At 62.8% G+C, this 11,445-nt stretch carries 11 protein-coding genes and 1 pseudogene; 11 read left to right on the forward strand and 1 reads right to left on the reverse strand.

The features are described from left to right. Positions 1-299, reverse strand: a 299-nt coding sequence (locus WC739_RS21430; protein ID WP_372955003.1) for a hypothetical protein, incomplete at its 3' end; no start/stop codon positions are given. An 85-nt stretch (positions 300-384) separates the two neighbouring features. Between WC739_RS21430 and WC739_RS21435 the strand changes: the two genes are divergently transcribed. From WC739_RS21435 to WC739_RS21485, 11 genes and pseudogenes are all read left to right on the forward strand, one after another. Further along, the gene (locus tag WC739_RS21435) at positions 385-1,605 is read left to right on the forward strand and encodes a substrate-binding domain-containing protein (RefSeq protein ID WP_372955004.1); all 1,221 of its coding nucleotides are present in this window, start codon (positions 385-387) and stop codon (positions 1,603-1,605) included. Between the two features lie 75 nt (positions 1,606-1,680). Then, complete coding sequence (locus WC739_RS21440) at positions 1,681-3,210, forward strand: sugar ABC transporter ATP-binding protein (protein ID WP_372955005.1); 1,530 nt, start codon at positions 1,681-1,683, stop codon at positions 3,208-3,210. Next, positions 3,207-4,157: an ABC transporter permease gene (locus WC739_RS21445; protein WP_372955006.1), complete on the forward strand. Its 951-nt coding sequence runs from the start codon at positions 3,207-3,209 to the stop codon at positions 4,155-4,157. Before WC739_RS21440 ends, WC739_RS21445 begins: the two co-directional genes overlap by 4 nt. Positions 4,158-4,159: 2 nt before the next feature. Then, the gene (locus WC739_RS21450; RefSeq protein WP_372955007.1) at positions 4,160-5,128 is read left to right on the forward strand and encodes an ABC transporter permease; all 969 of its coding nucleotides are present in this window, start codon (positions 4,160-4,162) and stop codon (positions 5,126-5,128) included. Between the two features lie 36 nt (positions 5,129-5,164). After that, positions 5,165-6,838, forward strand: a complete 1,674-nt coding sequence (locus WC739_RS21455; RefSeq protein WP_372955008.1) for a GMC family oxidoreductase — start codon at positions 5,165-5,167, stop codon at positions 6,836-6,838. 1 nt (position 6,839) lies between these two features. After that, complete coding sequence (locus WC739_RS21460) at positions 6,840-7,247, forward strand: hypothetical protein (RefSeq protein ID WP_372955009.1); 408 nt, start codon at positions 6,840-6,842, stop codon at positions 7,245-7,247. A 29-nt stretch (positions 7,248-7,276) separates the two neighbouring features. After that, complete coding sequence (locus WC739_RS21465) at positions 7,277-7,654, forward strand: carboxymuconolactone decarboxylase family protein (RefSeq protein ID WP_372955010.1); 378 nt, start codon at positions 7,277-7,279, stop codon at positions 7,652-7,654. Continuing rightward, entirely contained in the window at positions 7,651-9,150 is a 1,500-nt protein-coding gene (locus WC739_RS21470) for an aldehyde dehydrogenase (protein ID WP_372955011.1), read from the forward strand. Before WC739_RS21465 ends, WC739_RS21470 begins: the two co-directional genes overlap by 4 nt. Before the next feature lie 136 nt (positions 9,151-9,286). Continuing rightward, the gene (locus tag WC739_RS21475; RefSeq protein ID WP_372955012.1) at positions 9,287-10,201 is read left to right on the forward strand and encodes an SMP-30/gluconolactonase/LRE family protein; all 915 of its coding nucleotides are present in this window, start codon (positions 9,287-9,289) and stop codon (positions 10,199-10,201) included. A 26-nt stretch (positions 10,202-10,227) separates the two neighbouring features. Next, complete coding sequence (locus WC739_RS21480; protein WP_372955013.1) at positions 10,228-11,154, forward strand: LysR substrate-binding domain-containing protein; 927 nt, start codon at positions 10,228-10,230, stop codon at positions 11,152-11,154. Positions 11,155-11,335: 181 nt separating this feature from the next. Beyond that, positions 11,336-11,445: pseudogene (locus WC739_RS21485) on the forward strand (IS630 family transposase); the annotation flags it as partial.

Genomic DNA, 11,445 nt, shown 5'->3' on the forward strand with positions numbered 1-11,445 from the left:
CGCCCGTCCTCGGCGAGTTGCAGCTCGCCCGCGGAATCCGGGATCATGCGCAAGACAACAAGAATATTCACGGCCTCTCCTCCGACGGAACGCACCTCAAGCGCCCGGCACCGATTGCTAGATAAGTCGGATTCTTCGCCACCCCCAATGGCGAAAGGGTAATAACAGATATTACGAGACGGCAGATTGACGTTCGTGGGTAATCGACTGCTAATTTGCGTCAGATCGCTTTTATCGAGTTTTCCTGAATTGGAGGGTAGCAGGAAAATATCCGCGCGATCTGCCCGGGATATGAACATCTGTTCTTTGTTTATACTGTCCCGAGTGGGAGAATTTCTGAGGAGAATTTCAGGCGCTCTGTCGAGCGCTCAGGAGGAGGAACCAATGTCAATAAAGAGCATCCTAGACCACAAGATATCACGCAAGAGCTTCATCAGGGGCATGCCGGCCGCGGCCGCCGCGATCGCCGCCGTGCCGGGGCTCCAGCTTGCCCAGGCCACACCGGCCGCCGCGGCGACCGCGGCCGCCGCCGAAACCAAGCCCGGCTACTATGGCGCGCCACGCACCTGGATGTGGAACCCCAATGCCAACAGCATGGTCGACACATCGAAGTGGAAGAAGGACGGTCCCTATACGATCGGCTTTTCCAACGCGTCGATTTCCAATGCCTGGCGCGTCGCCTTCCAGCATGGCGTCCTTTGGTCGGCCGGCCAGCATCGTGACGAGATCGCCCACCTTCTCGTCACCGACGCCAATGACGATCCCTCCAAGCAGATCGCCGACATCCAGGATCTGATCAGCCAGGGCGTCGACATTCTCCTGATTGCCGCCTCTACCGAGGACGCGCTCGACTCCGTCGTTGGCCGCGCAACCGAACAAGGCATTCCGGTGGTCATGGTCGACCGCAAGGTGAAGACGCCGGCCAACTACATCACCTACGTCACCGCATCCGATTGGGCGCTGGGTCGTCTCGAGGCGCAGTGGCTGTGCGAGACGCTGGGCGGCAAGGGCAACATCGTCATGCTGCCGGGCATTGCCGGATCCAGCGTCGCGGAAATCCGTATCAAGGCGAACGAGGAAGTGTTCTCCAAGTTCCCCGGCATCAAGGTGCTGGAGAAGCAGTATTGCGACTGGAATCCGGCAACCGGCAAATCGGTGATGGCGGCTCTGATCCAGAAGCACGGCAAGGCCATTGACGGCGTGCTGTCCGACAGCGCCTTGCAGGGCTATGGTGCGATCGAGGCGTTCATTGATGCCGGTTACAAGGATGGCGAGTTTCCGCCGATAACCGGTGGTGACGTTGCGCGGATGTATCAGCTGGCCAGTCAGCACAACATCAAGATGGTCGGTATCGATTATCCAACGTCGATGGGCATCACCGGCATCGAAACGGCGCTCGACGTGCTCAAGGGCATTTCGGTTCCCGACAAGGTCGAGGTCAGCTTCCAGGTGGTGACGTCGCCTGGCGCCGATACGGTGTCCGTCAAGGGCGACCGGCATCTGCTCGACCATGTCAGCATGAGCGACCCGGGCGACCTGTCGCCAAGCAACGGACTGCCGGCCGGATACAACCCCAGCACGTTCAATCCCGACTATCCGAAGTGAGCCTCCCAGCTCAACCGGGTGCGCGTCCCACGGATGCGCACCCGGGTGTGATTCGATTGTTTTGAGCGTCGGGTAATGTCCAATCCTATTATCGAACTCAGCCAGATCGAGAAGGAATATCCCGGCGTAAAACCCCTGGACAGGGTCGATTTTGCCGTTCAGCCGGGCGAAATCCACGCCCTTCTCGGCGAGAACGGCGCTGGCAAGTCGACCCTTATCCGCGTCATGGGTGGGGCCGTGAAGCCCAATTCCGGCACCATCACCTATCTCGGCAAGCGGGCCTCCTGGCAGTCGCCAAAGGCGGCGCGAGCCGCCGGTATCCACGTCATTCACCAGGAACTTGCCCTCTTTCCCGAACTGTCGGTGGCCGAGAACATTCTGGTCGACGCACAGCCTCGCGGCCGGTTCGGGCTCATCTCCAATCGCGCCCGCCACGCCCGCGCCGCGGAAATCCTCGCGCAGCTCGGGGTTGCCATTCCCACCCATGCCAGGATCGACGAACTGCCGCTTGCCGACCAGCAGATGGTCGAGATTGCCAAAGCGCTGGTCGGCAAGGTCAGGCTGCTCATCCTCGACGAACCGACCGCCGTCATTGCCGGCCATGAGGTCGACCTTCTGTTCGAGAACATGCGCAGGCTGCGCAACGAGGGCGTCGGCATCGTCTATGTCTCGCATCGGCTCGAGGAGATTTTCGAGATCGCCGACCGCGTGACAATCCTCAAGGACGGTCAGGTCGTCGGCACGAGCCCGGTGGGCGAGATCAGCCGCGAAGAGATGATCACCAAGATGGTTGGCCGCCGCCTCAGCCAGATCTATCCGGCGCGGCGCGCGGCGCCGGCGGATGGTCCCGACATTCTGAGCGTTCGCAACCTGCGGGCCGGCCCGCGCGTTCGCGACGTCAGTCTGAGTGTGAAGGCCGGAGAGATCGTCGGCGTGGCCGGCATGGTCGGCTCGGGGCGCACGGAAGTCGCTGAGGCCATTTTCGGCGCGCGCGCCGTCGAAGGCGGGGTGATCGAGTTCGACGGCAAGCTGTTCCCAGGGAGAGTGCCGAAAGATGCCATCGCCGCCGGCCTCGGTTTCCTGACCGAGAACCGCAAGGACGAGGGGCTCTTTCTCGGCCTTCCGATTTCCGCCAACATCATGGCGCCGGACCTCCAGGGCATCACCAGATACGGCCTGATCGACCGCTCGCGGGAGCGCGCGCTGGCCCAGCGCCAGATCGAGGATTTCTCGGTCGCAACGCCTTCGCCTGATGTGAAGGTCGGCAATCTGTCTGGCGGCAACCAGCAGAAGGTGCTGTTCAGTCGCTGGTCCAGGATCGCCAATCGGCTGCTCATCCTCGACGAGCCGACACGCGGCGTCGATATCGGCGCCAAGGTCGAGATCTACCGCATCGTCCGGCGTCTGGCGAATTCAGGCGTCGGCGTCCTGATGATCAGTTCCGAACTGCCCGAGATCGTTGGTCTGTCCGACAGGGTCTTCGTGATGGCCCAGGGCCGCGTCGTGGGCGAAGTCGAAGGCGACGCTCTCAGCGAGGAGGCGATCATGGATCTCGCGGTCAGATCGATCGAGCGTCAAAAGGCGACAGCGGAGGAGGTCGCATGAGCGCCATCGCCATGGATATTCGCCGCAACCGGCTGGTGATGTCGTACCTGATTGTCGTGGTGCTGCTGGTGGTGCTGGCCGTCGCCGGCGGTCTCCTGTCGGATCGCTTCCTCACGTGGCGCAATGTCAGCAATCTGTTCCAGCAGCTTATCGTGCTGGGCATGGTCAGCCTTGGCCAGACCTTCGTCGTGTTGATGGGCGGCATCGATCTGGCGATCGGTTCGCTGGTGAGTGCGCTCACGGTCTTCCTGGCGAACTTCCTCGAATGGCGGCCGGACCTGGTCTGGCTGGCGCTGCCGCTCGCCCTGGTGGCCGCGACCGCCGTGGGTGCGCTCAACGGGCTGCTCACAGTGGTGCTGCGCGTCCATTCGCTCATCGTGACGCTAGGCATGTCCTCTGTCATCTTCGGCGCCACGCTCATGTATCGCAAGGAGCCCGGCGGTTCGGTGCCGCGCGCTTTCGCCGATGTTGCCTATGCCAAGGTCGCCGGCATTCCGGTCAGCGCCATCATCCTGGTCGCCATTTTCGCCCTGGCCGGGCTCTGGCTGCAGCGGACCCGCTCGGGCCGCAGCATCTATTTCGTCGGCGGTGATCGGGAAGCGGCAAGGCTGAATGGCCTGCCCGTCGACCGCATCGTGGTGCTTGCCTACGCGCTGTCGGGCCTGTGCGCCGGCATTGCGGCGATCTTCCTGACCGCGCGGACCGGTGTTGGCGACCCGCGCATCGGTGCCGCGTTGACACTTCAATCGGTGACCCCGGTCGTGGTCGGCGGCACCATATTGGCCGGCGGCAGGGGTGGCGTGCTTGGCACGTTCCTCGGCGTGCTGCTGGTCACCATGCTCAACAGCCTGCTGAATTTCGTGAACGTCTCGTCCTACTTCCAGTGGGTCGTTCAGGGCCTCATCATCATCATCGCGGTCGGCATCCACACTTCGAGGCGGAGATAAAGATGGCGCCTCTCGATACTCCGATACGGCGCTCGCCAGGCCTGTCGCTTGCGACCATCTTCGAACGCTATGGGCTCGTGATCTTCCTGGCGGTGCTGATGGCGGTCGCCGCGGTGGCGTCGCCGACCTTCCTGCGGCCGGCCAACCTGGTCAATGTGCTGACCATCGCGGCACCGCTCGGCATGGTCGTGATCGGCCAGACATTCGTGATCCTGGTGCGTGGGCTGGACCTCTCCGTGGCGTCCCTGATGGCCACGGTCGCCGTGCTGGCGACCGCCTTCAAGGCCACCACCAACGACGTCATTCCGCTGATCTTCGTGGCGGCGATCGTGTTCTCGGCCATTGTCGGCTTCCTGAACGGCTGGCTGGTGGCCAGGCGCAACGTGAGTCCGTTCCTGGCGACGCTGGCGATGATGATCATCCTGCAGGGCATCCGCTTCGCCTACACCGGCGGTGCGCCGATCAGCACCTTGCCGCCTGGCATGGGTTTTCTCGCCTCCGGCCGCATTCTAGGCGTTCCCGTCAACCTGATGACGCTGGCGGTGCTGGCGATCGCTTTCGGCATCGTGCTGCATCGCTCGCGCCTCGGCCGCGAAATATTCATGGTCGGAACCAATCCCAAGGCGGCGTTCCTCAATGGCGTCGCGCCCGATCGCGTGATCATCCTGTGCTACGTCATCTGTTCGGTCTGCGCGGGAATAGGCGGGCTGTTCCTGCTCGGCTATGTCGGCACCGTCTCGAACTGGGTCGGCCAAGGCTACGAGCTGGACTCCATCGTCGCCGCCGTCATGGGTGGTGTCGCGCTGACCGGCGGTCGCGGCAACATCTTTGCAGCGCTGCTTGGCGTGGCCGTGCTGATGGTGATCAACAATCTCGTGCTGCTGCTCGGATTTCCGATCGAAATGCAGCTCATCATCAAGGGCATCATCATCATCGGCGCGGCGGCGTTTTACCGGACGCGCCTCGTCTGACACGATGGTGCCATTGGACCGTAAGGGAGGAAGAAAATGACCGTTGAAGTTCTGGCGGATCGCAGTGCCCGGGCAAGGCGCGACGAGGAGGTCGATGTCGTGATTGTCGGCGCCGGTCCATCCGGCTCGGTCGCGGCACTTCATCTGGCACGCGCCGGCATTTCCGTGGTCGTGCTCGAGCAGGGCGAATGGCCGGATTATGCCGACTATACCGGTGCCCGTCCGGAGCACGAGTTGGTCAGCACCAAGCTCTGGCATCCCAATCCCAACGTCCGCGACAATCCCAACGACTATCCCGTCGACACCTCGACGACGGACATAAACCCGCTGATGTTTGCCGGCGTCGGTGGCAGCGCGACGCTCTACGGCGCGCAATGGATGCATTTCCTGCCGTCCGACTTCCGCGTCCGCTCGATGGACGGCGTGGCCGAGGACTGGCCGTTCACCTATGAAGACCTGCTGCCCTACCAGCTCGAGATCGAGCGCGAAGTGGGCGTTTCCGGCCTCTCAGGCGATCCCGCCTATCCGCCGCGCGGCGCCTATCCTTTTCCCGCGCTCCCCATGGGTTCCGTCGGTCAGCGCGGCGCGCTGGGCATGGAGAAGATGGGCTGGCACTGGTGGCCCGGCAGCAACGCCATCCCGTCGGAGAAGTTCGGCGACCTCAATCCCTGCGTGCGTCGCGGAACCTGCCTGACGGGCTGTCCGGAGGGCGCGAAATCGACGACCGACCGGTCGCATTGGCCACTGGCGCTGAAGGCCGGTGCGCGGCTCGTCACCCGCGCCCGTGTCAAGGAGATCGAGACCAACGACCAGGGGCTGGCGACCGGTGTCGTCTATGTCGACGCCAACGGCCGAGACCGGCGCCAGCGCGCCAAGGTGGTGATCCTGTGCGCCAATGGCGTCGGGACGCCCCGGCTGCTGCTGATGTCGGGAAAAGCCGGGAACCCGGACGGCCTTGCCAACTCCTCCGGCATGGTCGGCAAGCGGCTGATGATGCACCCCTTCGCAAGCGTACTCGCCTCCTACCAGGATCCGCTGGATTCCTGGCGCGGTCCCTTCGGCCAGCAGGTCTATTCGCTGGAATTCTACGAGACCGACGAAAGCCGCGGCTTCGTACGCGGCTCGAAATGGAACTGCATGCCGTCGGGCGGACCGGTCGGCGTATCCGGCGCGACCGGGTCCAAGGTCTATGTCGCCGAAAGCGGCCGGTTCCAGGATTTCTGGGGCGCCAATTTGCATGAAAATGTCGCGCGCCGCTTCGGCCACTCGCTGATCTGGGGCATTGTCGGGGAGGACCTTCCGGAGGAGAGCAACCAGGTGGTCCTGTCGAAGGACATGACGGATTCCGACGGGCTGCCCGCGCCGCAGATCGTCTACAAGGTCAACGAGAACTCCAACCGGCTGCTGAAGTTCAACATCGACCGCTGCCTGGAATCGGTGCGCGCCGCCGGCGCCATCGAGACTCTGGTGTCGACGCCGGTGCGTGAGTCCGGTTGGCATCTCATCGGCACCACCGTCATGGGCGACGATCCGAAGCGCTCGGTCGTCGACCAATGGGGCGCCTGTCACGACGTGCCGAACCTCTACATCATGGATGCGTCGACCTTCCCGACCTCTGGGGCCACCAACCCGACGGCGACCATCATGGCGGTCGCGCTGCGCAACACGCGCCGCATGATCGCCGAGCGTCGCAACCAGAAGGTGGCCTGACATGTCGAACCAGGACACTTTCTTCGCGCTTGCAGACTTCCTCATCCCGGCGCATGGCAAGATGCCGAAGTTCAGCGATGTCTGCGGTTATGCCGATGTCGAGACGTCGCTGGATTTTCGTATCGATCTGAAGCCTGGCTTTGCGCGCGGCGTTGCCGTCGATCCGGCCAACGGCGCCGAGGCTTGCCTGGAAAGCCTCAACAAGGAGGATGGCGAAGCCTTCTCGGCGATCACCACCATTGCGATCGCCACCTACTATATGAGCCCGCGCGTGCGCGAGCTGATAGGCTATCCCGGCCAGGAGAACGTCCCCTACGATTCGAAGGAGACGCAGATCTACCTGACCGACGGCTCGCTCGGCCACGTCATCGCGCGCGGCCGCAAATATCGGCCGACTCCCGGCCTTTGATCTCCCAATCAACGGGAAAGGACAATCCAATGAGCAAAGACGTATTCGACAAGGGTTTTGAAATCCGCAAATCGGTACTGGGCGCCGAATTCGTCGAGAAATCCTTCGCCAGCGCCGACGATTTCAATCGTCCGCTGCAGGAACTCGTGACGGAATATTGCTGGGGCGCCGTCTGGGGCCGCGACACACTCGACAAGAAAACCCGCAGCATGCTTAACCTCGCCATGCTTGCCACCCTCAATCGGCCGCACGAGCTGAAGATGCACGTCAAGGGCGCGCTGACAAACGGCGTGACCAAGGACGAAATCCGCGAAGTCCTTCTACAGGTCGCGATCTATGCCGGCGTGCCCGCGGGCGTCGATGCTTTCCGGGTGGCGCGTGAAGCCATGCAGGAAGTCGCAGCATGATAAACCGTTCGCCGCTCGCCACGGAAAAGCTCTCCATGCTGATCGACGGCCGTTCGGTCGCCGCGCAGTCGGGAGATTTTTTCGAATCCTTCGATCCCTTCACCGGCAAAGCCTGGGCGCTGGTTCCGCGTGCCGGCGTCGCCGACGTGGATGCGGCCGTTCAGGCAGCCAGGGCCGCCTTCCGCGGCGAATGGCGAACGATGACCGCAAGCGCGCGCGGGCAGATCATGATGCGCTTTGCCGACCTTGTGGCGGAGGAGGCCGAAGCGCTGGCCGTTCTCGAAACCCGCGACAACGGCAAGCTGATCAATGAAATGCGGATGCAGTGCAAATACATCCCGCAATGGTTCCGCTTCTTTGGCGGGCTCGCGGACAAGATCGAGGGACGGGTGATCCCGATCGACAAGCCGGGTGTGTTCAACTACACGCGCCGCGAACCGCTCGGCGTCGTGGCCGCGATCACGCCATGGAACTCGCCGCTGATGCTGGCGACATGGAAGCTTGCGCCGGCGCTCGCCGCCGGCAACACGATCGTCTGGAAGCCGTCGGAATTCTCCTCTGTGTCGGCATTGTTCTTCGGCCTGCTTTTCGAGAAAGCCGGCTTTCCCAAGGGCGTCGTCAATATCGTCACCGGGTTTGGCCACGAGATCGGCGACCGTCTGGTCACCCATCCGGATGTGGCCAAGGTGGCCTTCACCGGCGGCGACGCGACCGGCCGCCGCGTCTACCAGGCTGCCGCTGGTGGGCTCAAGAAGGTCACGCTCGAACTCGGCGGCAAATCCGCCAACATCGTCTTCGCCGACGCCAAGATGGAGGCAGCCATTCCCGGTCTCGTTTCCGGCATCTTCGCCGCGACCGGCCAGACCTGCATCGCCGGTTCGCGTGCGCTCGTGCAACGCTCCGTCTACGACCAGGTCACGGAAAAGCTCGTCGCCTTCGCCAAAACCGCGAGGATTGGCGATCCGCTCGATCCCGAGACGCAGGTCGGCCCAATCACCACCCTGCCGCAGCGCGCGAAAGTGCTCGACTACATCGGCATCGCCAATGGCGAGGGCGCCGCTCAATTGCTCGGCGGAAAGATACCTGATGATACATCCATCGCCGACGGCTGGTTCGTCGAGCCGACGATCTTCGGCAACGTGAAGCAGTCGATGCGCATCGCCCAGGAGGAGGTCTTCGGACCGGTGCTGTCGGTCATTCCCTTCGAGGACGAGGACGAGGCGGTGGCCATCGCCAACGACACCATTTACGGGCTCGCGGCCGGGATGTGGACGCAGGACCTCGGCCGGGCGATACGCCTTCCCGAGCGGCTCGAGGCCGGCAGCGTCTGGGTCAACATGTACCGCGCCACCAGCTATCTCTCGCCTTTCGGCGGCTACAAGCAGTCGGGCATCGGCCGCGAGAACGGCCAGACCGCCATCTACGAATATCTTCAGGAAAAAAGCATCTGGATCGATGCTGGGAATTCCATTCCCGCGCCGTTCGTCCAGCGCTGATCGACCACATGCCCGGGAGGATAGCTTGATCATACGTTTCGACGCCGTGCCGCCACTTGGCCCCAAGGCGGCGTCCGCCGGCGGCACCGAGACTCACACCGTCCCGATCCAGCGTCGATAGGCGAGGGGGCGGCCGATGTCCTGTTACGAGACGATCGATGCGCGGTTCGGGGATCTGATCGACCCAGTCGCATTCCTTGAAACCATCCACACGGGCAATCGCTGGGCGGAGGGACCGGTCTATTTCGCCGACCTTCGCTCCCTGATCTGGAGCGATATTCCCAACGACCGCATGTTGCGATGGGACCAGGATACGGGGGCGGTTTCGCTGTTCCGCAGCCATGTCTCCAACCCGAACGGCAACACGCGCGATCGCGTGGGAAGGCTGGTTACCTGCATGCAGGGGGAGCGCCGCGTCGTTCGGACGGAATGGGATGGCGCGATCACCGTGCTGGCCGATTCGTTCGGCGGCAAGCCTTTGAACTCGCCAAACGATGTGGTCGTGAAATCCGACGGCAGCATCTGGTTCACCGACCCCAATTACGGGATCATTTCGGACTATGTCGGGCGCAAGGGCCTGCAGGAGCAGACTGGCTGCCACGTCTACCGGATCGATCCTCTATCGGGGGCGATCACCGTCGTTGCCGATGATTTCTCCATGCCGAACGGGCTTGCCTTCTCGCCCGACGAGAAGTGCCTCTATATTTCGGACTCCGGCTTCCTCACCGACCGCAGCGCCCCGCATCATGTCAGGCAGTTTGACGTCGACGGCGACAAGTTGGTAAATTCCCGCATCTTCGCCGACATCTCGCCTGGCATTCCGGATGGCTTTCGCGTTGATGTTATGGGCAATCTTTGGATCAGTGCATGGGATGGCGTCCAGTGCCATACCCCCGAAGGTGAGCTCATCGGGAAGATAATGGTGCCGGAAATGGTTGCGAACCTGGCCTTTGGTGGGCCGCGCAACAATCGGCTGTTCATCACGGCGACGACGTCGGTCTATGCCGTGTTCCTGAATGTCCGAGGCCAGAAATACCCGTTCGGCTTGTGACATGGACACCACCGTTGGGGTGAGAGTTGGACACGAAGCAGCTACAGGTATTCATCGCCGTCGGCGCGGCCGGCAGCTTCTCGAAGGCCGCGCTCGACCTCAATGTTACCCAGCCGATGGTCACGCGCCATATTCGCGGGCTTGAGGAAGAGCTCGGCGTCGAGCTGTTCTATCGCAACGGCCGCGGTGTCGTGCTGACCGAGGCAGGCGTGCTCCTGAAGGCTCATGCCGACGAGATCGTCGAGCGGATCCGGCTGGCGCAGAACGCCGTCTTGAACCTCAAATCCTCGCCGAAGGGAAGGTTGGTGCTGGCCGTGCCGCCTTCGGTCGGCACCGTGCTCACAGTGCCGCTGGTCAAGAAGATCAAGAACGAGTTTCCCAATGTCGCGCTGCAGGTTATCGAAGGCTTCAGCGGCCATATACTGGAATGGCTGATCGCCGGTCGTATCGATGCCGCCGTGCTCTACAATTCGCCGAACCATCCTTCCGTGCTGACGGAGCCGCTGGCCGACGACGAGCTGTTTCTGATCGGACCGGTCTTGTCCGAGCGCGTGCTGCCGCGCGGGCCGGTCGGCCTCGACATCCTCGCCGAGCTGCCGATGATCCTGCCCAGCCGTCCGCACGGGTTGCGGCGGCTCATCGACAACACACTGGCTGAGCACGGCATCTATCCGCGTGTCGAGATGGAACTGGAGGCAATGCCTTCGACCTTGCTTCTGGTCGAGGAGGGCACCGGCTATACGGTCCTGCCCTATGCTTCGGTCCATCTGCTTGTCGAGGCTGGCCGCCTCGAGGTCTGGCCATTCGACCCGCCAATCACCAGACAGCTGATCCTCGCGACCTCCTCGCAGCGACCGATGTCCTCGAATTTCCGCCCGCTTTTCCGTGCGGTGCGCACCGAATTGCGGGACATCATTTCCACCCACATCTGGAAACCATTGACGCTGACTTGAGGTCGCGGTCCGTCCCCCGGAACCACGCGATCCGGCAAATCATAGTGGATGATTTCATAGTGTTCGGCGGGCTGGGTGTCACGGACGGCTAGAGCGTTTCCTTCTTTTAGAGAATCGTAGGATTCCCATCGAGGCTTGATTGTGATTCAAGGTGCTGGCTGGATTTGGAGGCCAGCATCTGATGACGCGAGCGCTTTCAAATGATCTTCGTGAGCGTGCAGTAGCGGCAGTTGGCGAGGGAGAGACCTGCCGTGCGGTCGCCTCGCGCTTTGGCGTTGCAGTTTCCTCTGT

It is taken from the genome of Mesorhizobium sp. (assembly GCF_041661565.1).
Classification (GTDB): domain Bacteria; phylum Pseudomonadota; class Alphaproteobacteria; order Rhizobiales; family Rhizobiaceae; genus Mesorhizobium.

What these genes read in the sequence shown, in the direction of transcription:
- WC739_RS21435 (WP_372955004.1), top strand. Translation starts at nt 385, where the DNA reads ATGTCAATAAAGAGCATCCTAGACCACAAGATATCACGCAAGAGCTTC.
- WC739_RS21440 (WP_372955005.1), top strand. Translation starts at nt 1,681, where the DNA reads ATGTCCAATCCTATTATCGAACTCAGCCAGATCGAGAAGGAATATCCC.
- WC739_RS21445 (WP_372955006.1), top strand. Translation starts at nt 3,207, where the DNA reads ATGAGCGCCATCGCCATGGATATTCGCCGCAACCGGCTGGTGATGTCG.
- WC739_RS21450 (WP_372955007.1), top strand. Translation starts at nt 4,160, where the DNA reads ATGGCGCCTCTCGATACTCCGATACGGCGCTCGCCAGGCCTGTCGCTT.
- WC739_RS21455 (WP_372955008.1), top strand. Translation starts at nt 5,165, where the DNA reads ATGACCGTTGAAGTTCTGGCGGATCGCAGTGCCCGGGCAAGGCGCGAC.
- WC739_RS21460 (WP_372955009.1), top strand. Translation starts at nt 6,840, where the DNA reads ATGTCGAACCAGGACACTTTCTTCGCGCTTGCAGACTTCCTCATCCCG.
- WC739_RS21465 (WP_372955010.1), top strand. Translation starts at nt 7,277, where the DNA reads ATGAGCAAAGACGTATTCGACAAGGGTTTTGAAATCCGCAAATCGGTA.
- WC739_RS21470 (WP_372955011.1), top strand. Translation starts at nt 7,651, where the DNA reads ATGATAAACCGTTCGCCGCTCGCCACGGAAAAGCTCTCCATGCTGATC.
- WC739_RS21475 (WP_372955012.1), top strand. Translation starts at nt 9,287, where the DNA reads ATGTCCTGTTACGAGACGATCGATGCGCGGTTCGGGGATCTGATCGAC.